The following is a 25287-nucleotide window of genomic DNA, read 5'->3' as shown; positions in this document are numbered from 1 at the left end:
TGGGACAAGGTGTTGTCCCAGAGCCTTTCTGCTGTTGTTCGCTTATCTCATGTGCTTTATTTTATCATCTCAGCACTTTACACACCATATCCATGATAAAAAAATGATTCAAGTTCAATGCCCTCACTTTTCCCCTGATTCCGGCTATACTTTTTCTCTATGCTGTTATTCCAGTGCTCATGCGTCCCCAGGTTTGTGGCACTGTGCCCCTGGCTGTCTGTATAAGCTGTGCCAGAGGGAGCATTCCCCACCATCCCGGCCTCATGGAGATAATTCTCATTATTCACACTGGCTGTGGCCCGATTATAGCCAGTAACCGTAGGTTCATTGCTCAGAAAATCCGCGCCAACACTGTCGATAGCAACCAGATCTTGGCTGACGAACACACTGGCCGTATAGCCGCCGTTAAAAGGCTCCTGCTGCCATGTAGCATTCTCTTTCGTGATAGACGCCCCTTCGCTGGGGGCGAAGATCAATGCGTCCAGCATATAGAGAACCGTCTTACCGCCCAGGTCAGCGTTTGCCATCAGATCCACGAGGGGACTGTAAATACCCATCTCGTCCCTGGTCAGCCATTGGTGAAGATTTGCCCCCTCCGGTGGGCGCATGGCGTTGCCGTTGATAAAACTCCCGAAGTGGTTCTTGCCGCAAAGGGTAATACCATAGCTGTGCCCCTTGAGATTGGCGAGGTTAATTATGTACTTAGCCTCCGTCACACGGGTTGGCAGGTAGTTGACCCGCCCGCTGAACTCCTGGGGCCAGACGATAGGCGCGCTCTCGTCAGCAATACCGTTGTTGCGTCCCACAAAGTTCACACCTTGTAAATCGCCTCTGGTACACAACTCCACCATGTAATCTGGGAACAGCCTGGACACATCATACGCCGTAATATCACCCGGAGCAACTCCCGCATCTTCTACCAGAGAAACCAGCAGAGCCTTAAGCAACACCGGGTTTGTATAACTCATGGCAGTTTCGCCAGAGTTATCCTCATCCATCACCGCCGATCCGTTGATGGTGGCCTTGATAGCGATTTTTTCCCCGGCACGGTAGCCGCCCTCGCTTTTGTAGGCGAACAGTGCCTGCCATCCCTCTTTCTGGGTAGACTTGCCGCCCAGATGGGCAATGCTCTCATCCACCATCTTCTGTATGGCTGTTTCGTCAAAGTGGGAAAGTTCCCACCAGTAGCCGCTGCCATCCCAGCTTACAGAAGTTGGGTCATGCGCCCAGACCACCCGGCCCGGCATGGCTCCGGTTCCCTCGCCCATATGTTCGTGCTGGGGGAAAGTACCATCATAAGGAAGGGTTGCTGATTGAATAGGCAAATCCAGGCCATCTATCCAGCCGTTTATCTCATCTCTGCTGGTGCCGGCGCCAAACCGCTTCCCTCAAGCCACTCCGCACTCGCCGCCAAATCATACAGATTATCCGCGCTGGAGCCGATGCCGCTACTGTGGGAGGTACAGAAAGGCACGATGGTCTTGCCAGCAAAGTCATAGTTCTCTAAAAACGTGCTGATAATACGAGGGGCCTGCCCGTGCCAGATGGGATAGCCAAAGAACACCACGTCATACTGGCCCATGTCCTCCACGCTGCCGAAGATGGTGGGCCGGGCGCTAGGGTCATTCTGCTCCCGGTCGGCACGGCAGTCTGTGTAATAGGCCAAATCCTCCTCCGTGTATGGCTCCTGGGGCGTAATTTCGTAGATGTCCGCACCAAGATGCTCCGCGGCATACTCTGCCAAAGGGCGGGTGGTACCGGTCGCTGAGAAGTAGGCAACCAGTATCTTCGAGCTATCCTGGCCGGGCGGCACAACAGCGCTGCTCACTGTTGATTCCCCCTCCACCGCGCAGGCTGAGCCTGTCAGCAATAGGAGAACAGACAGCAGGAGAAATACGATTTTTTGCGCCATAAACACACCCCACTCTATCCTTTTATGCGTTTACAGCTTTGCTCACATGATTTTCCTTTGTAGATTTCACCGTCTGCCAAAGGGCCCCTGCACCCAGCAGAATAAAACAGGCGGCGGTCATGAAAAACTGCACCTTCAAATCTTCGCTCACCATACCGAACAGATTTCCCAACCAGGGGGTGACAAAGGCCCCCACGCTCTGGAACACCAGCACCAGGTTGGTGGCAGTTTCGCCGTAAGCACCGTAGCTGCGGCTAGCCTGGTCTTGCAGGTAGGGCATGAAAATCAGGTAGCCGTATCCCAGCAGGAATGCCCCAGCCCACACCATAGCCAGGCTGTTGGCAAATCCTCCCAGCAGGAAACCTGCCGCGCATATAACAAAGGCCATGGTCAAGGCGTGCTTTTTCAGCTTAACCCGGAGAGTGCCGTAAGTCAGCCCGGCGGCAAAAGATCCCAGGGACAGGAAAGTAATAGCCAAGCTGCCCTCTTTGGCGGTACCGTAGCCGTAATCAGCGATAAGTGTGGATGCTTTTATCACGTACATAGTTGCTAGCATAACGGAGATGAACATCAACACGCCCAGGCCCCACAAACCCAGCGGCAGTTTGCCGCCTTTCTTTTCCACAGTTTCAGCCGGGACTGTGTCCTTTCTGCCAGTCTTAGGCACGAACACCAGTACCAGTGCCATGACCGCAAACCCCAAGAAGTACACAGAGAAGGACGCGTTCCAACCAAAGGCAAGCAACTGGCCCGCCGCAAAGGTGGCAAGGGCACTGCCAACGCCGGAAATGCCGCCGTTGAGGCCGATCATGGTGCTACGGGCCTGGCCGTCAAAGAAGTGGACGATCAGCGTCAGCAGCGAGGACATAAGCAGCCCGCAGCCGGTACCGAAGAAACAGCGGGTAACAAGAATCACCGGGAACAACGGCAGGAAAACCGGGATGATCCCACCCATGGCGCAGAACAGCAGGCCCAGCAGCATGGCCCCCTTGTGTCCCAGCTTTTTTGCAAGGAACTGCTCACCCAGCACGCCCACCATTTGAAACAGAGAGGGAACCGTTGCTATCAGTTCAATGGTGGGCAGGGACACCCCAGGGAAAGCCGCCGCCATTTCCGGCACCAGTCCCGTGACAGCGTTCAACGAGGCGGACACCAGGCAGGTGGACAGCAGAGCAATTTTTAAGGCAAGATTTTTGTTTTGATTCATGTAGGTCACTCCTTTTCCCTTTTATTCTTCTCTATTGTGTATACCAGATAGTCCAGGCAGTCTATATGTTTCTGTTCCCGGTGTAGGGCATCCAGCAGCGCCCGCCAGTGCTTTGCCAGCCTTCGGAGCATTTTCCCTGGGGCGCCTGCTGTAAAATCGTCCATGCAGGAATCAACCGTCTGCTTATCACATCCCGCGTCCAACAGATTTTGACGGATACATTCGGAAACGTCGTGAGCCTCAGGCATTTTTCATCACTCTCCTTGTGGTCTTAATTATAAGGCGGGCGCGTTGAAATAGCAAATACCTAGTTTCTATATCATGTTATTCTTGAATAGAATAACGTCCTATGCTATACTGTATGGGAGGTGATTCAAAAATGGAAATCCGCGTTCTGCGCTACTTTTTAGAGGTGGCGCGAGAGGGCAGCATCACCCATGCCGCGCAAAGGCTGCACATCTCCCAACCCACCCTTTCCAAGCAGCTAAAGGACTTGGAGGGCGAGTTGGGTAAAAAGCTATTTACCCGAAGCAGTTTCAGCGTGCGCTTGACTGAGGAGGGTATGCTCCTCAGAAAGCGGGCCGAGGATATTCTGGACATGGTGGACAAGACTGAAGAGGAGTTTAAGGCTCTGGGAGCCATTACCGGCGGGGACATCCATATCGGCTGCGCCGAATCGGAGGGCATAAAGCACCTGGCAAAGTGCATGAAGGACCTCAAGGAACAGCATCCAGGGATAAGAGTTCATCTTTACAGCGGCGATACCAATGACCTGGCCGGGCGCCTGGAGCAGGGCCTTCTAGATTATGCCGTAACGGCGCAGGCGGTAGACTTGTCCAAGCACAACTATTTGGAACTGCCCTGGGCGGATATCTGGGGTGTAGTCCTACGCCGTGACGACCCCCTTTCCGCCAAAGCGAGTCTGGGCGTGGAGGACCTGCTAGACAAGCCCTTGATCGTATCCCGCCAGGGACTGCGTGAGGACCTTCCCCGGCTGTTCGGCGAAAAAGTCGACCAGCTAAACGTGACTGCCACCATCAATCTCGCCTATAACGGCTCCATCCTTGTCCGGGAGGGCATTGGCTACCTGCTCTCTTTTGACAAGCTGGCAAACACCGGCTTGGAGAACAATCTCTGTTTCCGTCCCCTATCTCCCAGGCTGGAAACCAAACTTTATGTGATTTGGAAGAAGTACCAGGTATTCTCTCCGGCAGCGGAATTGCTGTTGCAGGAAATGAAAGGACGGTATGGCTTTTCGCATGAGGAATAGCCATCCAAGGCAGACCATCCTTCACAGATGAATGGGGTTCTCAGGAATTATCCGAGAAACAGCAAGCTTTTTTGTTTTCCGTTTCTCAAAATTCAAGTCACTGCCTGTCTTAAAATCTGCACAGTTTCAATAAATCATCAAAAATCCAGGGCGTTCTCCCCTGTTTCTTCTTTCAGCTTTCAAAAATAGAACCCGCCTGTGCTATCTTACAGGCGGGCTTTCCTTTTCATAATTTTTTTAATCTCACGATTACTACTGGGTTGATAAGCCGCGCTTTGCCGGCCGAATAGCACTTGCCTTTCCGAGAAGGAAACAACAAGCAGAGATATCAGACGCTCCCCAGTGAACTGGCCGCCCTGCTGGATTTGAAAGTGGAGGACATCAAGCACCAGATCGGCTGAAAAAATTTGGCCGAGGGCGGCATTGACATTGGCCGTGACCTGCTCCCAGGTGCTGGTGGTATGCGGCTACAGCTCAAATTGAAACATTTCGTGTTTTACGCCGCCCCCATCCCCCACAAGCCTTCCCCCACTCACACCACCAACATCGCATCCCCAAAGCTGAAAAAGCGGTACCGCTCCTGCACCGCCTGCCGGTAGGCACCCAGCACATTTTCCCGCCCCGCCAGCGCGGAAACCAGCATGATCAGCGTGCTTTCCGGCAGGTGGAAGTTCGTCAACAGCCCGTCCACCCCCTGGAAGGTATAACCCGGGTAGATAAAAATATCCGTCCACCCGCTGCTCTCCCGGAAACAGCCCTCCCGCTGGGCCACCGACTCAATGGTGCGGCAACTGGTGGTGCCAACGGCAATCACCCTGCCCCCCCGCGCCCTGGTTTCGTTGATCAGCCGGGCCGTGGCAGCGGGCATATGGTAGTGCTCGGCGTGCATCTTGTGGTCCGTAACGCGCTCGGCGCTCACCGGCCGGAAGGTCCCCAGCCCCACGTGCAGGGTCACAAAGCCCACCCCTACCCCCTTCTCCCGGATCTCCTCCAGCAGCCGGGGGGTAAAATGCAGCCCTGCCGTCGGGGCCGCGGCCGATCCCGCCTCCCTGGCATAAACCGTCTGGTAGCGCTCCTGGTCCGCCAGCTTTTCTCGGATGTACGGTGGCAGGGGCATCTGGCCAATCCTGTCCAAAAGGCTGAAGAACTCCCCCTGGTAGGTAAAGCGCACCAGCCGGTTCCCGTCCTCCCGGACCTCCGTTACCTCCCCGGCCAACAGCCCGCCGCCAAATTGGAACCTGCTCCCCTCCTTTGCCCGCTTGCCGGGCTTGCACAGGGCCTCCCAGGTGTCCTGGCCTTTGTTCTCCAAAAGCAGGAACTCCACATAGGCCCCGGTATCCTCCTTAACCCCGAAAATACGGGCGGGCAGCACCCGGGAATCATTCAAAATCAGGCAGTCCTCCGGGCGCAGCAGGTCCCGTATATCCGTAAACCGCCGGTGCCCCACCTGGCCGGTACCCTTGTCAAGGGTCATCAGCCGGGAGGAATCCCTAGGCTCTACCGGGGTCTGGGCGATCAGTTCCGGGGGCAGGTCAAAGAAAAAATCATGGGTCCGCATCGGGCTTTGCTCCATATTGGTCACTCTCCCAAAGAAAAATTCATAATATAGGTAGGATAACCGCGCTGAAAAAATTGACAAGCGGGCTGGTCTGGGGTATAATAAAGCGGTATTTATAGCATTTATTATACCGGATGGCCGGGGATTTTTCAACCGGTTGCCTATCTTCTTTTGGAAAGGGATTGAAAAAATGAAACAGTATCGTGTTGGGATCATCGGATGCACGGGCATGGTAGGCCAGCGGTTTGCCACCCTGTTGGCAGGCCATCCCTGGTTTAAGGTGACGGCCCTGGCCGCCAGCGCCCGTTCCGCCGGAAAAACCTATGCGGAAACCGTAGCCGGCCGCTGGGCCATGCCTACCCCTGTGCCGGCCAACCTGGCCGGGCTCCCTGTTTATGACGCCCAGGCGGATATGGAAAAGATCCTCCCCCTGGTAGATTTTGTGTTCTGTGCCGTCAACATGAAATCCCCGGAGATCACCGCCTTGGAAGAGGCCTACGCCAAGGCCGAGTGCCCGGTCATCTCCAACAATAAGGAGCACCGGGGCGACCCGGATGTGCCTATGATCATCCCGGAGCTCAACGCGGACCACCACCAGGTCATCGCCCACCAACGCCAGCGGCTGGGCACCAAAAAAGGGTTTATCGCGGTTAAGTCCAACTGCTCGCTGCAAAGCTATGTGCCCGCCCTGCATCCCCTGCTGGACCTGGGCGTCACCAAGGTGCTGGCTTGCACCTACCAGGCCATTTCCGGCGCCAGCAAAACCTTTGAAACCATGCCCGAAATCCTGGATAACGTCATCCCCTACATCGGCGGCGAGGAGGAGAAATCCGAGCAGGAGCCCATGAAGATCTGGGGCCATGTGGAAAACGGGGTGATCGTCAACGCCACGGCCCCCTCCATCACCTCCCAGTGCCTACGGGTGCCGGTCAGCGACGGCCACACGGCGGCCGTGTTCTTCTCCCTGGAAAAAAAGGTGGGCGTCGAGGAGATCATCCGGCGCTGGAAAGAATTTAAAGGCCCTGCCCAGGAGCTGGCACTGCCCAGCGCCCCCCAACAGTTCATCCACTACTTCGACCAGCCCGACCGGCCCCAGCCCAAGCTGGACCGGGACCTGGAGGGCGGCATGGCCATTTCCGCCGGGCGGCTGCGGCCGGACAGCCAGTATGATTACAAGTTCGTGTGCCTGTCCCACAACACCCTGCGGGGCGCGGCCGGCGGCGGCGTGCTGATGGCCGAGTTGCTGTGCAAGCTGGGCTATTTTGACTGATTCCGTTTCACTCCGCCCCCGGCACCCGGCCTAGGGTGCCGGGGGGTATCTGCCCACACAATTTTCAGGAGGGATCCCCTATGAAAAACACCATTTTCACCGGCGTAGGCACCGCGCTCGCCACACCCTTTAACTGCCGGGGCGAGGTTGCCTGGGATGAGTTGGAAAAGCTGGTAGAAATGCAGGTAGAAGGCGGCGTAGACGCCATCATCGCCTGCGGCACCACCGGCGAGGCCGCCACCATGAGCAGCGAGGAGCACCTAAAAACCATCGCCTTTATTGTGGAAAAAGCCAAGGGCCGGGTGCCTGTCATTGCCGGCACCGGCAGCAACGACACCTGTTTCTGCGTCAACCTCTCCCTGCAAGCCAAGGCCCTGGGCGTCGAAGGGCTGCTGCTGGTCACCCCCTATTACAATAAGACCTCCCAAAAGGGGCTGGTGGAAAGTTTCCACTATATTGCCGACTGCGTGGAGTTGCCCTGCATCCTCTACAATGTGCCCAGCCGCACCGGGTGCAACATTTTGCCGGAAACCTACCAGGCCCTGTCGAAAAACCCCTATATCGTAGCTACCAAAGAGGCCAACGGCGACACCGCCTCCGTGGCCCGTACCATCGCCCTTTGCGGCGATGAGCTGGCCGTGTACTCCGGCGAGGACAGCCAGGCCCTGGCCATTACGGCCCTGGGGGGCAAGGGGGTCATTTCGGTGTTCTCCAATGTGCTGCCCCAAGAAATGCGCAACCTGACCCACGCCGTGCTGGACGGCGATCTGGACACCGCCAGAAAGCTTAACAGCCAGTACATTGACCTGATGGACGGCCTGTTTATGGACGTAAACCCCATCCCCGTAAAAGAGGCCCTTTGGCAGATGGGCCTGATCTCCACTAACTTCTGCCGTATGCCCCTGACCACCATGCCGGAGGGCAAACAGGCCGCCATGGCCGCCCTCCTGAAAAAGCACGGGCTGGTGTAAAAATCTTGAGAAAAGCCAGGATGTGAAACCATGATCAAATTGCTGCTTTGCGGCTGCACCGGCAAAATGGGCGCGGCTGTACGAGGCTTTGTAAACGAGCGCCCCGACTGCACGGTAGTGGCAGGGGTAGACTTGGCCGGGGGCGCGTTCGGGTTCCCGGTGTACCGGGATATCCATGAGGTGGCGGAAGAGGCCGACGTGGTGGTGGACTTCTCCCACCCCAGCGCCCTTACCCCCATTTTAAGTTACTGCCGCGCCCACCCCGGCACCGCCGCGGTGCTGTGCACCACCGGCTACAGCCCGGAGCAGGCCGAAGAAGTCCGGGCCGCCGCCAAAGAGTTGCCGGTTTTCTACTCCAGGAATATGTCCCTTGGCATTAACTTGCTGATGGAACTGGCCAAAACCGCCGGCTCCGTGCTGGGCCCCGGTTTTGACGTGGAAATTCTGGAGGCCCACCACAACCAGAAGATCGACGCGCCCAGCGGCACGGCCCTTATGCTGGCCGATGCCGTCAACCAGGCACGGGGCAATGCCATGAAGTTCACCTACGACCGGCACTCCCAGCGGAAAAAGCGGGACGCCGGGGAACTTGGCATCCACTCCATCCGGGGCGGCACCATTGTGGGGGAGCACCAGGTGATCTTCGCCGGCCGGCACGAGGTGATCACCCTCTCCCACTCGGCCCAGTCCAAAGAACTGTTTGCCGCCGGCGCGGTCAATGCCGCGGTGTTCATGGCCGGGCAGGGCGCCGGGCTTTACGATATGTCCCATCTGGTGCACAGCGGAAAGGAAGGTTAAAATGAGCGCAGGCACGGTTATCAGCACAGTAGACAACATCACACTGGTCACGCTGGTGGGCTTTCCCGCCCAGGTGGACTCCCTCTCCAAAATCTTTGACTCCATCGCCCAGTACCACATCAATATCGACATGATCTCCATGGCCCCCACCCACGGGGCATTCACCGGCCTGTCCTTTACCATTTCGGACAACGACCTGGTGGATGTGCTGGCCTTCACCACCCAGCTAAAAAAGGAAACCGACGTAAACGTGATCGTCAGTTCGGTCAACCACAAAATCTCCGTCTATGACCCAGCCATGAAAAACACTCCGGGTATTGCGGCCAAGGTGTTTGGGGCCATTGCCAACACCAAGGCCGACCTGCGGCTGATCACCACCTCGGAAGTGGAAATCTCCCTGCTGGTCACAGAGGCGGATTTTGACACCGTACTTGCCGCCATCGAAAAGGCCATGGCCTAAAACTTGCCTGCAACCGGCGGGACTGGCGGTATTTTGCCCCGCCGCAGCCCAATGCGGGAAAATCCGCCGGCCAGCCTGGCCGGTCCGCCCGGTCCACCCGGCGTTTTCGATGGGGCAGGCAGGGCAGCAAAAAAAGGGGGCCTCCCGGAAGGCCCCCTTTTTTTATCCTGTCAGGCAGAGGAGCACCGGCAGCAGGTAAACGCCCAGCAGCACGGCCCCCACGGCCGTATACAGCAGGGCCGGCGCTATACGGCACCACCCTGCCCACAGCCGCCTAACAGCCGGGTTGTGGCGCAGGGCCCACAGCGCGCCCAGCAGCAGCCCGGTGGTCAAACTGGCCGCCCCGCCTGCCCACAGGCCCGCCGGGGTATAGCTTATGCTGATACGGCTCTCCCCCTCTGGCAGGGGTATCTCCATCAGGCAACCCAGTACGGTGCGGGGCTGGGTGCACGCCCCGTTGACCCGCACCTCCATTCCCCGGTACAGGGGCACCGAGAGGAACAGCGCCTGTCCGGGCCCGGCTTGGGCCGTCCCCACCAGCCCGCCGTTTTCCCAGCGCAGGCTGGCATTGGGCAGGGCCGCGGCCAGTTCCCCGGCAGCCTGGCGTTCCAGCCCCCACAGGCCAAAGGAACACAACTCCACCGGTTTTTTCACTGTCACTTCCACCTCCACCGCCTCCCCTTCAAAGCTGCCCAGTTCCAAAATACCGTTTTGCCCCTGGGTCGGGTAGCGGGCTACCTGCTCCTTCCCGTTTACGCTGATGGCAAAGGCGTCGTTGATCTCCTCCCGCAGGCGGGTAGAAACGCAGGCAAAAGCGTCAAAATACAGGGTGATGGGCCGGGTTGCCTGTACACGGTAGCGCACCACCCCCGGTTCCAGGCTAAGCTGCCCGCCGCTGCCGGCAGGCCCGCCCTCCACCGGCACATAGCGGGTAAAGGCGTCCTCGCCGGTTATGGCCCTGGCCAAACTGTTTTGCAGGGCAAGCCGGTCGCCCAGCGGCAATGTTTCCGGCAATCTGCCGGCAGGCAGCACATACCCCAAGTCCCCGCTGCCGGTGGCATACCAGGCCAAGTCCCTGCCCAATACATATTTGTTCGAGAGCAAGATGTCGCTGACCCCCGTGCCGCCGCACCCGGAAACCTCCATCCAGTAGGCAGAGTAGCCCAGCTTTTTCATGGTGTCCAGATAGCGGCTGTCCGTCAAAGAGGTATAATGGGTCAGGCTGGGGAACCCCGCCGCCCCCAGCAGGTTCACATGGCAAAACTTCTGCTGGGGCTTAGCCCGGTACAGGCCGCTGTCCGCCGGCGCGCCCGCCCCCAATACCGCCAGGCTGGTAGAGGGGACGTTGGCGGCAGGGGCTATAAATACCCCCGCCTGTACCCCGCCCTGTAACAGGCAAAGGGCCAGCAGGGCCCAGCCGGCCATAGTCCTCCTGGCCGGCCAAAAGCATATAACCAGCAGCGCCACCAGACAGGCCAGCCAAAAAACGCCTAGCACCTGAAAGGCCGGGCCGTCTACCCAAAGGGTGCGCACATAGCCGGTGGCTCTCTCATACTGGCAGAGGAGCAGCCACGCCCCTGCCGCCAATGGCAGGGCCAGTACCCCCCAAAGGGGTGTTTCCCCTCTCCGGCGGCCAAATTTACCCTCTGATACCCCCTCAACAACTGCCAAATACCATAGTCCTAACAGCACAGGAACGTACCCATATCTGGCAGGGAACGCCTGATAACTACCCGTATGAAACAGCTTATTGGCCGGTTCCACCAGCATCGGCAGAACCGTAAGCCCCCAACAAACCCCTATGGCCCTGGCCTTCGGGCTGCCTTTCCCACGCCAAAACAGGGCCGGCAGCGCGGCCCCGCCTATGCTGCCCAGCAATACCGGCAGGGTTGTGGTCATTTTCGCCCAAAAAGGCCCCTCCCGTAGGCCCTCTACCAGCCCGCCCCCGGTACGAGCAGAGCCTAGGCACTGGAGCAATGCGGGCAGCCAGACCACCCCGGTCAGCAGTAACGCCGCCAATGCGCTATACCCCAGCTTGCCAGCCACCTCCCGCCTGCGTTCTTTGGGCACGTACAGGCCCAGAAACACCCCTCCACACAGGATCAATACCAAAAGCACCATGTAGCTAAGGTAGTAGTTCAGCACGATTGTCAGCCCCAATACTAGGGTGAAGAGCAGGCTGCGCCCCTCCTCTATCAGCCGTAGAAAACTGAGCAGCAGCAGGGGAAACAGGCATTGCACGTCCAGCCACACCAGGTTCTGATAGTAAAGCATCCCGTAGCCGCACAGGCCGTAGGCCAGGCTCAGCGCCACACAGGCCGGCGGTGAAAGTTTCGGGCTCTCCCGCTGAAAAAAAACGGCTGCTGTGGCTGCCGCCAGCGAGAGTTTCAGCAGCACCAACAGGTTCACCAGCAGGTAGATATTGGGCTTGGAAACGAAAACCACCAACAGATGTAGTGGGCTGGCCAAAAAGAAAAAGAACACACCCCAAAAACTCATGCCCCCGGCATTTTGCAGGTTGAGGAACATCCCTGCCTGCCCGGACAGGATATCCTTCCACTCCATCAGCAGCGGCACGACCTGCTGGGACATATCCCCCCAGGCAAGGGTTTTCTCCCCAAAAGGGAATAGCCCCGCCACAGCAAATACCGCACTTAGAGTAAGCACGGTAAGGAAAAATGACGCGGCAGGCAACCATATTTTCTTCTTTATGCAAAATTCTCTCATATAGAGAGTTTGCCAGCTTTTTCATAGGATATTCCCCTTTCCGGCGGAGCGCACAAAAAAGAAAAGCCCCCAACTGGGAGCTTTTCCCGGCAACTGCCGCCGGATGGGGCCTATCTGGTATGCTTACAGTATCACCTTATGGAATACCTTTTTTCCCTTCTTTATCACAAGGCCCTCACCCAACTGTGCCTGGGTAAATACCGCCGCAATATCCGTTACCTTCCCGTCATTGACAGAAACCCCGCCCTGTTGTACCAGCCGGCGGGCTTCCCCCTTAGAGGCAGCCAGCCCGGCCTTGACCAGTAGATCCAGGACCGTGATCTGCCCCGCAGTAAGATCCTCTTCCGCTAACTGGGTAGTGGGCATATGGTCCGTGTGGTTCCCCACGCCGAACAGGGCCCTAGCCCCTTCCTGGGCCTTCTTGGCCTCTTCCTCACCGTGAACCATCTCGGTAAGCTGGTAGGCAAGTATCTCTTTTGCCTGGTTCAACTGGCTGCCCTCCCAGCGGGACATCTCATCGATCTCCTCCAGCGGCAGGAATGTGAGCATACGGATGCATTTGATGACGTCCGCATCCCCAACATTGCGCCAGTACTGGTAGAAGTCAAATGGTGAGGTCTTGTTGGGGTCTAGCCAAACAGCATTGCCGGCGGTTTTGCCCATCTTATTCCCCTGGGAATCCGTCAGTAGGCTGATGGTCAAAACCTGCGCGTCCTTGCCCAGCTTACGGCGGATAAGTTCTGTGCCGCCTAACATATTGCTCCACTGGTCATTGCCCCCACACTGCATATTGCAGCCGTAATGCTGGAACAGGTGGTAGAAGTCATAGGACTGCATGATCATATAGTTAAACTCCAGGAAGGAAAGGCCCTTCTCCATACGCTGCTTATAGCAGTCTGCCCGCAACATATTGTTAACGGAGAAACAAGCCCCTACCTCCCGTAGAAGGCCAATATAGTTTAGGTCGACCAGCCAGTCAGCATTGTTAAGCATCTGGGCCTTGCCCTCGCCAAAGTCAATGAACCGCTCCATCTGCTTTTTAAAGCAGGCGGCATTGTGGTCAATATCCTCCCGCGTAAGCATGGGGCGCATATCCGTGCGGCCAGAGGGGTCGCCCACCATCGTGGTGGCCCCACCGATCAGGGCGATGGGCCGGTTCCCCGCCATTTGCAGGCGTTTCATCAGCGCCAGCGTCATAAAGTGCCCGGCGGTAAGGCTGTCCGCCGTACAGTCATAGCCAATATAAAAGGTAGCTTTCCCGGCGTTGATCATCTCCCGTACTTCCGCCTCATTACTCATCTGGGCAACAAGTCCCCTGGCTTGCAATTCCTCATACAGTTGCATAGGTATCATCCTTTCTCTGTTCTCCGTATTTTTTCGTAGCCTATCTCATCCATTCCCGGCTGGATGGGGCTCAGCTCCCCTGTGCGCCGGTATCCCAGGCCCTCATAAAACCGGCAGAGGCCCGGCTCCTGTAAAATGGTCCCCAAGGTCCAGCGGCGGTTTTCCGGGTAGATGCCTTCCAAAAGGGCCATGGCAGCGTGGCCAATCCCCCTCCCCTGGCAATCCGGCAGCAGGCCGATCGGGGAGATATGCAGGCAATCCTCGTCGTGCCGCACACCGATCATCCCCACCTCCCTGCCATTTAGCAGGATAAAGTAGTAGTCCCGCTCCGAGAGCTTGCGTATCAGGGACGGCAGCGGCTCCATAGCCGGATTTGAATCATAGTCCTGATACTTTACCAGCAGGGCGCGAAACGCCTGCTTTTGCAGGGCCAGCAGGGCACCAGCGTCCTCAACGGCCGCCGGTCTTAGTGTTATCATAACATCACCTTCCCGCCAATGCAAAAAGCCCTCTGTTAAAGCCTTGCATCGGCATAGCTTTAACAGAGGGCGATCAACATCGCGGTACCACCTCAGTTTACCGGAACCTCACAATCCCGGCCTCAACGGGTACATACATACCCTGGCGGTATAACGCCCGCCAAACGGTTTCCCCTACTTGCCCCGTGGGCTTTCCGAAAAACGGCTCAGGAAGGTAACTTCAGCCGTTGCCATGGTCCTGCTCGCACCAGCCGCAGGCTCTCTGCACCATTTCAAACAACGCTTACTTGGGGCAAGCCCCAGTTCCGTCATCGCCATTAACAGTTATTTTAGCAGAGATATAAGCCCTTGTCAAGCTTTTTTCAGCATTTCCCCGGCCATGTCCAACTGCAATTGGGTAATTTCTTCCCCCCCGATGATCCTGGCCAGTTCCCGCTTGCGGCCCTCCAAATCTAAAGGTTCCACCTGGGTATAGGTGCGGCTTTTCTCCATATGCTTGCTAATACGCAGGTGGTGGTCCGCCATGGCGGCAATTTGGGCCAGGTGGGTGATGCACAATACCTGGCGGTTTTGGCTTACCTGTTTTAGCTTTTCGCCGATCTTATTGGCCGCTGCCCCGCTAACACCGGCATCCACCTCATCAAAGATCAGCGTATCAATCTTATCCCGCCCGGAAAGGACAGTTTTAACCGCTAACATGATACGGGAAAGCTCGCCGCCAGAGGCGATTTTAGACAGGGGCTTGGCAGGCTCCCCGCGGTTGGCGGAAACCAGGAACTGTAATTTATCGCAGCCGGTAGGGTTCAAAGGCACCCGCTCTATTTCCGTAACGAACTCTACCCCCGGCATATTCAGGAAAGCCAACTCCCCCTTCACCTGCTTGGTAAAACGTTCCCCTGCTGCCCTCCTTTTTTCCGAAAGCTCCCGGGCCAGGGCGATGGCCTCTTGCTTGGCAGCCTCATATTCGGCAGAAAGGCGCTCCCTCTCCTCATCGGAAAACTCTATGCGGTGCAGGGACTCCTGGCAGCGCTCCAGATAGGCCAGCATCTCTTCCTCGCTCTCGCCATACTTAAGGCCCAGCCGGTATAACTGGTCTAACCGCTCCTCAATGTCGTCCAGGGCAGCAGGGTCAAACTCTACTGAAAGGTTGTGCAAGGCGCTGCTAGCGTCCTCCAAGAGGAAACCGGCCTCCCGTAACTTCTGCAGGGGCTCTTCCAACTGCGGAAAAAAAGCACTGGCCCGTTCCAATTCGCCGGCAGCAGCAGATAAGTCCGACACCGCCCCACTATTTTCCTCATCCCCTGCCAGGGCCGCTTTGGCCAACTCTATGGCAGCGGATATTTTCTCGCTATTCCGCGCCGCCTCCCGCTCCTGGTTTAATTCCTCCCGCTGGCCGGGCACCAGGTTCGCAGACTGGATCTCATCGATCTGGTAACGCAACAGGTCTGCTTGGCGGCTCTTCTCCCCTTCATCGGTGTTCAGTTCCCTAAGGCGCCGTTGCAAGTCCCGTAGCCGCTTATAACTGGCCCGGTACTTTTCCAGCAAAGGCTCCAGCCGGGCAAAGCTGTCCACATAAGCCATATGGAGTTCCGGTGAAAGTAGCTCATAGCTTTCGTGTTGGCCGTGGATGCCCACCAGCCGGGGGGCAATCGTTTTTAGCATGGTAACAGTGGCCGGGGCACCGTTCAGTTTGCAGGTAGAGCGCCCCTCCAGGCGGATATTCCGCTGCACCAGCAGGGAGCCATCCTCTTCCCTGGGGACGGACAACTCGTCCAGCATAGCCAGGGCATCTGTCCCCAGCCCCGTGAATAGGGCCGATACAGACGCCTCCTGGGCACCGGTACGCACCAGTTCTCGGGAGGTACGCTCTCCCAGTACCGCGTGGATAGCATCTATAATAATGGATTTGCCCGCGCCCGTTTCACCGGTCAGCACGGTAAAACCCTGTTCCAGGTCAATAGATGCCCGCTCAATCACGGCAATATTATTGATAAACAGTTGTGCAAGCACACGCAAAGCCTCCCTCATTCAATTTTACGGCCAGGACGCCCAGTGTCATGCCCTGAGTAGCTTTTTCAACTCGTCCCGTGCCTCTTGGGCCGCAGCCTCACTACGGCATACCACAAAGATGGTATCCTCGCCTGCCAAAGTGCCCACAAAATTCTTCCAATACATGGCATCCATAGAAGCACACACTGCCTGGGCCATGCCGTTCATGCACTTGATGACCAGCATATTCTGGGCAGAGTCTACCGACAGGGCAGAGTCGGTAAAGAGCGAGTAGAATTTGGCGGACATATCGTTTGCCGTTTCGTTGCCGGTGGCGTATTTGTACCTGCCGCCGGGGGTCAGGGTCTTGATCAAACGCAGTTCCTTGATATCCCTAGAAACCGTGGCCTGGGTCACATCAAACCCGGCCTCCCGCAGATGGCTCAACAGTTCGTCCTGTGTTTCCAGGTCAAACGCCCGGATCAGCTCCAGTATTTTGGCATGACGTCGGCTTTTCATCTCAATCCCTTTCCGGCGATGTTCGCCTACTATTGGTTTTCCAGTAGCTTTTGGTTCAGTATATCATAAAAGTTGCTGTTTGTCAGCTTAATAAATCGGGCATACCGCCGTGAGCGGGTAAAACCTAACCGGTCACCGGCCCGCAACTCCACCGGGGCATCGCCGTCTACGGTGAGGAACAGCCTGCCCCGGTTTTTGGGTATCTCTACCGCCAGCCGGGTATCCGGGGCAAACACCACGCTACGGTTAAACAGGGAATGCGGGCATATGGGGGTATACAGCATACAGTCCAAGGTGGGTTCTGTGACCGGCCCGCCCGCTGAGAGGGAGTATGCAGTAGAACCCGTAGGCGTCGCCACCAGAAAACCATCGGCCCGGTATACATAGCCAGGGTTCCCATCAATAGCCATCCGATACTCCACAATCTTCGCCAGTTCAGCGGAAACCACCACGTCATTCAGGGCTTGAAAAGCCCTTTTCCCCTCTTCGGACAGCAACGTGACCTCTAGCATCATCCGGCGCTCTTCCCGCCAACGGCCCTTTGCCAGGCCAGCCAGCAGGTGGGTCTGCTCCGGCTCCACCCCGGCGGTAAAGCCTAACTTGCCGGCATTTAGGCCCAGCAAGGGCTTATTCAACCCCGCTGCCAGCTTGGCCGCGCTGATGATGGTACCGTCCCCCCCTACTGCCAGCAGCACGTCGCAACTCTCCAGACGTTTAGCAGCCTCCTGGCGCCGGGGGCCGTCCTCATACAGCCCGTCCAGGAAAACCGTTTCACAGCCAGCGCTATGCAGTACCTTTACAGCCTGACGGGCACGGGCAGGGGCCTGCTTTTTGGCTGGGTTGGGGGCAATGGCTATCCTCATGGCATACCGCCTTTCTACCGCTGTCTTACCGATAGCGGTTTATGGTTTCGTCGCTCCACACGTGTACCTCTATATATCGCTCCGGTCCTTTTTGGCCATCATCGTTCCAATCCTGGGGCAGCCCATAGCGCTTTATAACCGTTCCAATCTCCTCATAGGTGTAAAGCTGATGGCGGTACGCTTTGCCGTCATTTACAGTGGGGCTGAAGGTTGGCATAGAGTCGCCGTAGGTAAAGGACAGGGTACGCAGGTCGAATTCTTCTATAGGTATCTGCACAACACCGCATTCCTCATACCAGGTGCTGAGCCATGGGCTGTGTTCCACTACCATATAATGAGGTGAATGCCAAAGGATCAACCCTCCCTTTTTTTCAAACTCCCGCCGGAGGATGTCCTCACAGTTATGCCGGTACTCCACATACTTATCATGCCGCCCCGCACATTGCGAGCGGGGCCGCATCTCTTTAACCGCCGCCAGCAAGCCTTTCGCCTCCTCCACCGGCAGATCGGAGAGGGTTTGAAACGGCCTTCCCCTTTTGTCAAAGTAATGGTATAAGGTCACCGAACCCCCTCCTATCTATCCAACGCCGCGTGAGAGTTTGCCACTATCTCCTGGGCGGTTGGCAAGCCCTCCATCAGCCGGGGTGCCGGGGATTTTTCCACCAAAATCAGGTACTCAATGTTCCCTTCCGGGCCCTTCACCGGGGAAAAATCCAACCCACATACGGAGAACCCGTTTTCCAAAGCAAAGCCCTCCACCCGCTCTATTACCTCCATATGGACAGCCGGCTCCCGGACTACGCCCTTCTTTCCTACCTTTCCCCGGCCCGCCTCAAACTGCGGCTTGATCAGGCACACGCCCCGCCCCTCTTCCTCCAGCAAGGGGGCAACTGCCGGTAAGATCAACGAAAGGGAGATAAAGGCAACGTCCACAGAGAAGAAAGCCACTTTTTCCGGCACCTGCTGGGCCGTGAGATGCCGGGCATTGGTACGTTCCAGGTTTACTACCCGGTGGTCATTGCGCAGGGACCAGGCCAACTGGCCGTAGCCCACATCCACCGCATAGACCCGCCGGGCCCCGTTTTGCAGCATACAGTCAGTAAAACCACCGGTGGATGCCCCCACATCCATACAGGTCAGGCCCTCCATGGATAGCCGGAAGGCCTTTATAGCCTTTTCCAGTTTCAGGCCGCCCCGGCTGACATACCGCAGCCCTGTCCCACGCAGTTCCACCGCCGCGTCCTCAGAAAAGGTATCCCCCGGCTTATCACTTTTCTGATTGTTGACGTAAATCTCCCCTGCCATGATCAGGGCTTTGGCCTGCTCCCTGCTTTGGGCCAGATTGTGCTCCATCACCAGCAGGTCAAGTCTTTTTTTCGACACAGCCTGACACCTCCTCTCCCAGTCCCTCCAACACCATGCGCTCCATACCGGCGGCGCTGAACCCAAGCCCCTCTAGCGCTCGAAACATGGGCATATGCTGGATAAAAGGCTCCTCCACAGCCTGTAGGGTAAACTGCCCGGTAAACCCTGCCTTTAAGAGCATACTGCCAAAGCCCTCGCCAATGCCCCCACGGGCCACACCTTCCTCAAAAAAGAACACCCAACGGCAACTTGCCAACTGCTCCGAAACCGCCGGATCCATGGGGATGACACGGTTCAGCTTGCAAAGCCTGACCTTAAGGCCCCGGCTTTGCAAGCGCTCCATCACCTCGGCAGCAAAGGAGAATATCCGGCCGTAGGTGATAAGGCACAACGCTGCATTATTATCGCCGTACATAGTGAAAGGGGCTGTGCTGTCCTGGAACCAGGTTGGCTTGTACAACTCTCTGCCCCGCGGATAGCGGATAGCGCACAGCCCTTTCCCCTGCTCTACCAGGAACACCAGTTGTTCCCGCATCTCCTGAAAATAAGCGGGCGAATAGAGCGTCACCCCTGGCACGGTCTGCAAAAATGCCGTGTCGAATAGCCCCTGGTGGGTCTTGCCGTCCTCCCCTACCACGCCGGCCCGGTCAATAGCCAGGAGCACTTTTGTACCTTGCAAGGCTACATCGTGTATAAGCTGGTCATAGCCCCGCTGCAAAAAGGTAGAATACACCGCGAATACCGGCAGCATCCCCCCTGCCGCCAACCCGCCGGCAAAGGTCACAGCATGGCCCTCGGCGATGCCCACATCGTAGAAACGCTCTTTAAACCGCCGCCTAAACTCCGACAGCCCTGTACCCTCCGCCATAGCCGCCGTGACAGCGCACAGTTTGGCATTGCGTTCAGCTAAGCGGCAAAGGGTCTTACCAAACACATCAGAAAAGGTTAGGGAATGCTCACCTGGGTCGCCGGTGTCTACATCAAACCCGGAAAGCCCATGGTAGCGGGTAGGCGACTGCTCGGCATACTGATAGCCCTTGCCCTTATAAGTGCGCACATGGAGCAACACCGGTTTGCGCACCAGCTTGGCGGCCTCCAGCGTTTCTGTAAGTTCTTTGATGTTGTGGCCGTCAAAAGGGCCATAGTAGGCAAACCCCAGGTCACTGAACACATTGGAGCTGTACAGCAGCTTTTTCAGGCTCCTCTTAGCCCGGCGCAGCCCGGCGGCAATGGGGCGGCCAATCAGCGGCAGGTGGCGCAGGGCATCTTCCACGCTGCTTTTCGCCCTGATATAACCGGGACGGGCCCGCATATGGGAGAGATACCGGGCCAATGAGCCCACATTGCGGGAGATGGACATTTTGTTGTCATTGAGGATCACAATCAGGTTATGCCGCAACTGGCCGGCATTATTCAGCCCTTCAAAGGCCAAGCCGCCGGTCAACGCGCCATCACCGATTACCGCTACCACATGGCCTTCCCGGCCTTGTAGGCTGTTCGCCTCGGAAAGCCCCAACGCCGCTGAAATAGACGTACTGCTGTGGCCACTGGTAAAGGCATCGCAAGGGCTCTCTTCCCGGCAGGGGAACCCGGACAGCCCGCCTTCCTGCCGGAGAGTGGGGAACGCAGGATACCGCCCTGTCAACAGCTTATAGGGGTAGCTTTGGTGCCCCACATCCCAAACAATAGTATCTTTTGGGGGGCAAAAACTCAGCGCCAGCGCCACGGTCAGTTCAACTACCCCCAGATTGGAGGCCAGATGCCCACCGTTATCCGACACCGTGCGGATAATCATCTCCCGCATCTCCTCGCAAAGCTGATCCAGTTCTTCCCGGTGCAGACTGCGCAAATCCTCCGGGGAATGGAGCGCTCCCAACAAATTACCCATAGCAGCCTCCTTAGGGCTGGATGTCATTCTGCAACCTGGCGGCAGTGACGGTGTTTTTCATCAGCATAGCAATGGTCATAGGGCCTACGCCACCAGGCACCGGGGTGATCCACCCAGCCACCTCACTGGTTTCCTCAAAGCATACATCACCGCAGAGTTTCCCCTGGGTATTGCGGTTCATACCTACATCGATAACCGCCGCACCGGGCTTGACCATATCGCCGGTAACAAAGCCTGCTTTACCCACCGCAGACACGAGAATATCCGCTGAACGGCAAATCTCTTTCAGGTTTTGGGTTCGGCTATGGCAGATGGTAACCGTGCCGTTCTGCTGCAAAAGCAGCATAGCCATCGGTTTGCCCACAATGTCGCTACGGCCGATCACCACACAGTGCTTACCGCAGACCTCCACCCCGGCAGCCCGGAGCAATTCCATAACCCCCGCAGGGGTGCAGGGCAGGAAACGGAATTTGCCCTGCATGATTTTGCCCACGTTATAGGCATGGAACGCATCCACGTCCTTTTCCGGGGAGATGGCCTCTACCAATGCGGCCTCGTCCAGGCTGCCGGGCAGCGGCGACTGTACCAAAATGCCGTGGATGGACGGTTCCCGGTTCAACCTATTGACCAGGTCCAGCAATTCCTGCTGGGAGGTACCAGCGGGCAAGGCGTACTCTTCCGAATAAATGCCCACTGCCTGACAGGCTTTCTTTTTGTTATTGACATACACCCGCGAGGCTGGGTCATCCCCTACAATGACCACGGCAAGGCCGGGGACAATACCCTGTTCCTTTAACCGGGCCACATCCTCTGCCACACCAGCCTTAACCTGGTCAGCTATCTTCTTGCCGTCTATGATCTGCGCCATATTCTGCTCCCTCCCTTATATCACTCTTTCCCTGTTTGCTCTTGCCCCGTTTCATCAGCCGCCTGTTCTTCTGATTCCCCTTGGGGCTGGGGAGGTTCCCCCGGATCCTCTCCCTCTGTTTCCTCCTCAAAGGGAGGCAAGTCCCCGAAAATCGTACTCTTGGGTGCATCGGCAGCCGCTGTACTTTCTGTCAGGCCAATGGACTCCATCACATACCTGCTGCCACACCCAGTCAGGTCATTACGCCTGCGGAAAACGACCAGAAGGGCCAGGCCTACTGCCACACAACCCGCTGCCACCACCTGGGATACCCGCAGCGGGCCCACCATCAGGCTATCGGTACGGGTTCCCTCAATAAAGAACCGGGCCGCCCCGTACCAGATCAAGTAAAGGATAAAAGTCTGGCCGTCATAACGCCGGAAACGCCGGGTAAAAATATGCAAAACTACAAAGCCCAGCAGGCACAAAAGGGACTCATAAAGAAAACAGGGATGCACCGGGCTATCCGGGAACAGGATCCGGGTATTATCGCTGGCCATGCCCCAGGGAAGAGTTGTGGCCTCGCCGAAACACTCCTGGTTGACAAAGTTCCCCCATCGCCCTACACCCTGGCCGATCAGAAAGCCCAGGGAGGCCAAGTCCAGCACTGCGGGTACCCGGAGTTTCCGCCAATGGGCTACCAGCCCGCCAAAAACCAAAGCACCGATCATCCCCCCGTATATGGCGATTCCTCCATCATGGATATACAGTATCTGGATAGGGTCCTTCCAGTATTTGTCACCGGGGTAGAACAACACATAGTACAGCCGGGCACAGACAATGCCGCCCAGTGTCCCCGCAATCACTGCATCGATCAGCCGGTCCAGGTCGATATTCATCTTTTTTACACTGCGGAATGCATAGAGGATCGCCAGCAAATAGCCCAGGGCAATGATCACCCCATACCAGCGAATGTCATAGCCGCCAATGGAAAAAGCTACCTCATTGACCGTAAATTGCAGCCCCAACCCCGGAAAATCTACCACATGGCTCATGGGTATCCGTCCTTTCTTGTAAGAAAATAGGTGGCCTACAGGGGCCGGATCACAGACAACACACTTCTATCATCCTGGAACACTGCCAGTTTCTCAGCCACTTGTTCTATGGTCAGCGCTGCCAGCGCATCAATATAGGCAAAAGGCTCCAGGCCGTGGAAGGTCAAGTTCATGAGCCAGTTTGCCACACCAGTGGCACTATTCAACCCGGCAACACCCTCCCCATACTGGCTACGCTTAGCCCACTGGAAGGCCTCGGCCGGGACGCCCTCCCGTTGCAGCCGGGCTGTTTCCTGGCGGATCAAGGACGCTACCCGTTCCGGCTCCCGCGATTCACCGCCAAACATGACTGTGGCAAAGCCTGTGCCCTCAAAATACTGGTAGCTGAAACTGGAATCGTTGATCAGTTCCTGGTCCATGAGCTGCCGGAATAAGGGCGACGCATCCGATGCCATGATGGAGAGCAATATATGCATCGCAGCCAGGTCCTGTTCGTTTCGGGGCTTACCGCTATCCTTATAACCAAACTGGAACAGAGGCATCGCCACCGACAGGCTGGTTTCGGTACTGGCCCGGAGGACGGTACTCGGTTCTGGCTGGAGTATCCGCTCCACACGGACTGGTGGCGCGGGTTTCAGCATACGGTCGCAGACCTCCAACACCTTATCCACATCGAACTTGCCCGCCAGTACTAGCTGCATATTATGCAAATTATAAAAAGTATGATAGCAGCGGTACAGCAGTTCGGATGTGATCTGCGCAATGCTTTCCACTGTGCCGGCCGGGTCGATGCGAACCGGGTGTGTGTGGTACATGGCCTTTAGATATTCGAACATCACCCGCCATTCCGGCATATCGTCATACATCCGAATCTCCTGCCCGATGATGCCTTGCTCTTTTTCCACGGTTTCCTTCGTAAAATAAGGTGACTGGACAAAATCCAGCAGGATTTCCAGCGAGTCATACAGCCGGTCGGTACAGGTAAAAAGGTAACAAGTAGACTCAAAGCTGGTGAAGGCGTTGGCGCTGGCCCCTGTTTCGGCAAAGCGGGCGAAAGCGTCGCCCTCCTGGCTTTCAAAAAGCTTATGCTCCAAATAGTGGGCAATACCCTCTGGCACCGTTTCCGGGGAAGATTCATCACTGCGTTGGAAACAGTTGTCCATGGAGCCGTACCGGGTACCAAACATAGCATGGGTACTGCTGCTGTTTTCTTTTGGATATAGGTAAACTGCCAGCCCAGAGGCATGGCGCCCCTTGAAATAGTAATCCCCTGTCCGTTTGCTCTCAATTTTTTGTAACTCCATCAGCCGGCACCTCCTTTCAAGGTATAGACCACGGCCGGTTGCAGCCTGTTTGCGGCTTCTACCACATCGTTTACCGTGTATTGCATTAGCCGATCTACGGCCCAGGCCGGCGACAGCCCCTCTTCATCAAAGGTGCGGCCCAGATACCAGTCCTCCACACGATGGAGGGAGTCCCCTACCGCCCGCAGGCTATTGCACAGATACAACTGGGTATGCCGCAGTTCTTCTTGGGTGATCTCTCCCCTCTGCATAGCGGCAACCTGTTCCATAATAGCCTGTTCGGCCTGTTCCAGCCGGGCGGTTTCTACGCCGCTTTCAATAAACATGGCTCCGCCAGCCCAGGTGTACATGGAGTTACAATAATAGCACAGGCTTTGTTTTTCCCGCACATTCAAAAACAGCTTGGAACTGGGCGAGCCCCCTAATACAGCAGCCATCAGGTTATACAGTAGCCGATCCTTCGGAGAGGCCTGCACCCGGAAGGCTATGCTCAACTTAGACTGGGCCACTGGCTGTTCCTCTGTTACCCTGCGCACCTCCTGGGGTTGGGTATAAGCCACTGCCCCCAGCTTACGGTAACTGCCCAGTGGGGCAAACCTTTCCCGCAGCAAATCCACATCCGGCCGGCAGTCGCCCAAGGCGAATATCTCAAACCTGGCCTCCCGCAGCAGCTCGTCCCAAGCCGGGGTCAACCCTTGCCGGGTCAGGGCCTCAATGTCCTCCCGGCTCCCTAGGCGGTTCACGCCGGCGGGGCTGCCCTCAAACAGCAGCTCATGGCAACGCTGGTGGGCATAGATCATCTTATCGCTGAAATCTGCATCCTTCTGTTCCAACTGCTGGCGTTTTTCCTGGGAGAACCCGTCCTCCGGGAACAACCCGCCGCTATCCTTCAGAGGGTCGAATAGCACGCTAAACAGCAGCCCGGTAAGTTGGGCAAACATATCCTCGCCGTCAAAGGCGTAGCGGCTGGCAATCCCTCCCACTGACAGGCCCAGTACCTGGTGATCCCCAATTTTCTGCACCCCGGAACCCAACGAGGCACCATAAAGCCCAGCAAGGCGCGCGCTTAACGCGGTGTAATCCGGGTATTCCCGTGTGGCACGGCTGACCAGCGATGGCAACAGCGCATACTGTGCAGCCCGTTGGCGGGTAATGGGTACCAACAGGTTCACTGCCAGGCGCATGGTTTTAAACCTTGGGTCAATATAGCTGTGAAGGGTCACAGCATCGCTAATTTTACAGGTCTTGATCTCACTCATGGAAACGCTCCCTTAGGGCTTTGGCTAAAAGGGCACCAAGCCCCTTTTAGGATTACCCTCAATTTAGTAAAACATCGGTACCCAGCAGGTACGGCAATAAAGTGGCTCCTTACGCAGCAAGCCCTGCCAAACGCTTGTACACGGCCGTATACTTTCCGGCCGTGTACATATTATATCATAGCTTTCTAAAAAAGGAAAGCCC

Annotated in this window: 23 protein-coding genes; 5 read left to right on the top strand and 18 right to left on the bottom strand. The window is 56.9% G+C overall.

The window, feature by feature from the left end; genetic code table 11:
* Window positions 1-77 precede the first annotated feature (77 nt).
* From U8U01_RS09195 to U8U01_RS09180, 4 genes are all read right to left on the bottom strand, one after another.
* On the bottom strand, window positions 78-1268 hold the full coding sequence (locus U8U01_RS09195; RefSeq protein ID WP_322173565.1) for a DUF362 domain-containing protein: 1191 nt from the start codon (window positions 1266-1268) through the stop codon (window positions 78-80).
* Window positions 1269-1348: 80 nt separating this feature from the next.
* Window positions 1349-1912 (bottom strand): flavodoxin, encoded by a 564-nt coding sequence (locus U8U01_RS09190; protein ID WP_322173563.1) that lies wholly within the window; start codon window positions 1910-1912, stop codon window positions 1349-1351.
* A 22-nt stretch (window positions 1913-1934) separates the two neighbouring features.
* Entirely contained in the window at window positions 1935-3119 is a 1185-nt protein-coding gene (locus U8U01_RS09185; protein ID WP_322173561.1) for an MFS transporter, read from the bottom strand.
* 5 nt (window positions 3120-3124) lie between these two features.
* Complete coding sequence (locus U8U01_RS09180) at window positions 3125-3367, bottom strand: hypothetical protein (protein WP_322173560.1); 243 nt, start codon at window positions 3365-3367, stop codon at window positions 3125-3127.
* A gap of 131 nt (window positions 3368-3498) precedes the next feature.
* Here U8U01_RS09180 and U8U01_RS09175 point away from each other — a divergent pair, with 131 nt between their 5' ends.
* Entirely contained in the window at window positions 3499-4389 is an 891-nt protein-coding gene (locus U8U01_RS09175) for a LysR family transcriptional regulator (RefSeq protein WP_322173559.1), read from the top strand.
* A 532-nt stretch (window positions 4390-4921) separates the two neighbouring features.
* On the opposite strand, the gene queA is transcribed toward U8U01_RS09175, so the two are convergent.
* Window positions 4922-5947, bottom strand: a complete 1026-nt coding sequence (gene queA, locus U8U01_RS09170) for a tRNA preQ1(34) S-adenosylmethionine ribosyltransferase-isomerase QueA (RefSeq protein ID WP_322173660.1) — start codon at window positions 5945-5947, stop codon at window positions 4922-4924.
* 190 nt (window positions 5948-6137) lie between these two features.
* Here queA and asd point away from each other — a divergent pair, with 190 nt between their 5' ends.
* From asd to U8U01_RS09150, 4 genes are all read left to right on the top strand, one after another.
* A complete protein-coding gene (gene asd, locus U8U01_RS09165; RefSeq protein WP_322173557.1) occupies window positions 6138-7217 on the top strand; it encodes an aspartate-semialdehyde dehydrogenase in 1080 nt (359 codons plus the stop codon).
* 80 nt (window positions 7218-7297) lie between these two features.
* Complete coding sequence (gene dapA / locus U8U01_RS09160) at window positions 7298-8188, top strand: 4-hydroxy-tetrahydrodipicolinate synthase (RefSeq protein ID WP_322173555.1); 891 nt, start codon at window positions 7298-7300, stop codon at window positions 8186-8188.
* 30 nt (window positions 8189-8218) lie between these two features.
* Window positions 8219-8986 (top strand): 4-hydroxy-tetrahydrodipicolinate reductase, encoded by a 768-nt coding sequence (dapB, locus tag U8U01_RS09155; RefSeq protein WP_322173554.1) that lies wholly within the window; start codon window positions 8219-8221, stop codon window positions 8984-8986.
* Between the two features lies 1 nt (window position 8987).
* Window positions 8988-9446, top strand: coding sequence for an ACT domain-containing protein (locus tag U8U01_RS09150; protein ID WP_322173552.1), 459 nt, complete (start codon window positions 8988-8990; stop codon window positions 9444-9446).
* 162 nt (window positions 9447-9608) lie between these two features.
* Here U8U01_RS09150 and U8U01_RS09145 read toward each other — a convergent pair whose 3' ends face one another.
* The 13 genes from U8U01_RS09145 to yfmF form a co-directional block, all read right to left on the bottom strand.
* The gene (locus U8U01_RS09145) at window positions 9609-12173 is read right to left on the bottom strand and encodes a YfhO family protein (protein ID WP_322173551.1); all 2565 of its coding nucleotides are present in this window, start codon (window positions 12171-12173) and stop codon (window positions 9609-9611) included.
* Between the two features lie 123 nt (window positions 12174-12296).
* Complete coding sequence (tyrS, locus tag U8U01_RS09140) at window positions 12297-13517, bottom strand: tyrosine--tRNA ligase (RefSeq protein WP_322173549.1); 1221 nt, start codon at window positions 13515-13517, stop codon at window positions 12297-12299.
* A gap of 5 nt (window positions 13518-13522) precedes the next feature.
* On the bottom strand, window positions 13523-13996 hold the full coding sequence (locus U8U01_RS09135; protein WP_322173547.1) for a GNAT family N-acetyltransferase: 474 nt from the start codon (window positions 13994-13996) through the stop codon (window positions 13523-13525).
* Between the two features lie 351 nt (window positions 13997-14347).
* Window positions 14348-16006 (bottom strand): DNA repair protein RecN, encoded by a 1659-nt coding sequence (gene recN, locus U8U01_RS09130; RefSeq protein WP_322173545.1) that lies wholly within the window; start codon window positions 16004-16006, stop codon window positions 14348-14350.
* Window positions 16007-16051: 45 nt separating this feature from the next.
* Window positions 16052-16504, bottom strand: a complete 453-nt coding sequence (gene argR, locus U8U01_RS09125) for an arginine repressor (RefSeq protein WP_322173543.1) — start codon at window positions 16502-16504, stop codon at window positions 16052-16054.
* Window positions 16505-16533: 29 nt separating this feature from the next.
* Complete coding sequence (locus U8U01_RS09120; protein WP_322173541.1) at window positions 16534-17367, bottom strand: NAD(+)/NADH kinase; 834 nt, start codon at window positions 17365-17367, stop codon at window positions 16534-16536.
* A 25-nt stretch (window positions 17368-17392) separates the two neighbouring features.
* Entirely contained in the window at window positions 17393-17929 is a 537-nt protein-coding gene (locus tag U8U01_RS09115; RefSeq protein WP_322173539.1) for a hypothetical protein, read from the bottom strand.
* 11 nt (window positions 17930-17940) lie between these two features.
* Window positions 17941-18720, bottom strand: a complete 780-nt coding sequence (locus U8U01_RS09110; protein ID WP_322173658.1) for a TlyA family RNA methyltransferase — start codon at window positions 18718-18720, stop codon at window positions 17941-17943.
* A gap of 10 nt (window positions 18721-18730) precedes the next feature.
* The gene (dxs, locus tag U8U01_RS09105) at window positions 18731-20620 is read right to left on the bottom strand and encodes a 1-deoxy-D-xylulose-5-phosphate synthase (protein ID WP_322173537.1); all 1890 of its coding nucleotides are present in this window, start codon (window positions 20618-20620) and stop codon (window positions 18731-18733) included.
* 10 nt (window positions 20621-20630) lie between these two features.
* Window positions 20631-21488 carry a bifunctional methylenetetrahydrofolate dehydrogenase/methenyltetrahydrofolate cyclohydrolase FolD gene (folD, locus tag U8U01_RS09100; protein ID WP_322173535.1) on the bottom strand — a complete coding sequence of 286 codons (858 nt, stop codon included), beginning with the start codon at window positions 21486-21488 and terminating at the stop codon, window positions 20631-20633.
* A 20-nt stretch (window positions 21489-21508) separates the two neighbouring features.
* Window positions 21509-22522, bottom strand: a complete 1014-nt coding sequence (lgt, locus tag U8U01_RS09095; protein ID WP_322173534.1) for a prolipoprotein diacylglyceryl transferase — start codon at window positions 22520-22522, stop codon at window positions 21509-21511.
* A gap of 35 nt (window positions 22523-22557) precedes the next feature.
* The gene (yfmH, locus tag U8U01_RS09090; RefSeq protein WP_322173531.1) at window positions 22558-23826 is read right to left on the bottom strand and encodes an EF-P 5-aminopentanol modification-associated protein YfmH; all 1269 of its coding nucleotides are present in this window, start codon (window positions 23824-23826) and stop codon (window positions 22558-22560) included.
* Window positions 23826-25085, bottom strand: a complete 1260-nt coding sequence (gene yfmF, locus U8U01_RS09085; protein WP_322173530.1) for an EF-P 5-aminopentanol modification-associated protein YfmF — start codon at window positions 25083-25085, stop codon at window positions 23826-23828. Before yfmF ends, yfmH begins: the two co-directional genes overlap by 1 nt.
* Window positions 25086-25287: the final 202 nt, after the last annotated feature.

It is taken from the genome of Acutalibacter caecimuris, from assembly GCF_034335085.1.
Taxonomy (GTDB): domain Bacteria; phylum Bacillota; class Clostridia; order Oscillospirales; family Acutalibacteraceae; genus Acutalibacter; species Acutalibacter caecimuris.
The sequence above is the reverse complement of the archived record's forward strand: the minus strand, read 5'-3'. Positions and strand labels throughout refer to the sequence as shown.

Bases quoted from the DNA above. Each gene is read 5' to 3' on its own strand.
- U8U01_RS09110 (WP_322173658.1), bottom strand. From the start codon at position 18,720: ATGGAGCACAATCTGGCCCAAAGCAGGGAGCAGGCCAAAGCCCTGATC.
- U8U01_RS09185 (WP_322173561.1), bottom strand. From the start codon at position 3,119: ATGAATCAAAACAAAAATCTTGCCTTAAAAATTGCTCTGCTGTCCACC.
- U8U01_RS09180 (WP_322173560.1), bottom strand. From the start codon at position 3,367: ATGCCTGAGGCTCACGACGTTTCCGAATGTATCCGTCAAAATCTGTTG.
- U8U01_RS09195 (WP_322173565.1), bottom strand. From the start codon at position 1,268: ATGGGCGAGGGAACCGGAGCCATGCCGGGCCGGGTGGTCTGGGCGCAT.
- yfmF (WP_322173530.1), bottom strand. From the start codon at position 25,085: ATGAGTGAGATCAAGACCTGTAAAATTAGCGATGCTGTGACCCTTCAC.
- U8U01_RS09175 (WP_322173559.1), top strand. From the start codon at position 3,499: ATGGAAATCCGCGTTCTGCGCTACTTTTTAGAGGTGGCGCGAGAGGGC.
- folD (WP_322173535.1), bottom strand. From the start codon at position 21,488: ATGGCGCAGATCATAGACGGCAAGAAGATAGCTGACCAGGTTAAGGCT.
- dapB (WP_322173554.1), top strand. From the start codon at position 8,219: ATGATCAAATTGCTGCTTTGCGGCTGCACCGGCAAAATGGGCGCGGCT.
- U8U01_RS09150 (WP_322173552.1), top strand. From the start codon at position 8,988: ATGAGCGCAGGCACGGTTATCAGCACAGTAGACAACATCACACTGGTC.
- yfmH (WP_322173531.1), bottom strand. From the start codon at position 23,826: ATGGAGTTACAAAAAATTGAGAGCAAACGGACAGGGGATTACTATTTC.
- dapA (WP_322173555.1), top strand. From the start codon at position 7,298: ATGAAAAACACCATTTTCACCGGCGTAGGCACCGCGCTCGCCACACCC.
- U8U01_RS09190 (WP_322173563.1), bottom strand. From the start codon at position 1,912: ATGGCGCAAAAAATCGTATTTCTCCTGCTGTCTGTTCTCCTATTGCTG.
- queA (WP_322173660.1), bottom strand. From the start codon at position 5,947: ATGCGGACCCATGATTTTTTCTTTGACCTGCCCCCGGAACTGATCGCC.
- asd (WP_322173557.1), top strand. From the start codon at position 6,138: ATGAAACAGTATCGTGTTGGGATCATCGGATGCACGGGCATGGTAGGC.
- lgt (WP_322173534.1), bottom strand. From the start codon at position 22,522: ATGAGCCATGTGGTAGATTTTCCGGGGTTGGGGCTGCAATTTACGGTC.
- U8U01_RS09135 (WP_322173547.1), bottom strand. From the start codon at position 13,996: ATGATAACACTAAGACCGGCGGCCGTTGAGGACGCTGGTGCCCTGCTG.
- dxs (WP_322173537.1), bottom strand. From the start codon at position 20,620: ATGGGTAATTTGTTGGGAGCGCTCCATTCCCCGGAGGATTTGCGCAGT.
- argR (WP_322173543.1), bottom strand. From the start codon at position 16,504: ATGAAAAGCCGACGTCATGCCAAAATACTGGAGCTGATCCGGGCGTTT.
- U8U01_RS09145 (WP_322173551.1), bottom strand. From the start codon at position 12,173: ATGAGAGAATTTTGCATAAAGAAGAAAATATGGTTGCCTGCCGCGTCA.
- U8U01_RS09120 (WP_322173541.1), bottom strand. From the start codon at position 17,367: ATGAGGATAGCCATTGCCCCCAACCCAGCCAAAAAGCAGGCCCCTGCC.
- tyrS (WP_322173549.1), bottom strand. From the start codon at position 13,517: ATGCAACTGTATGAGGAATTGCAAGCCAGGGGACTTGTTGCCCAGATG.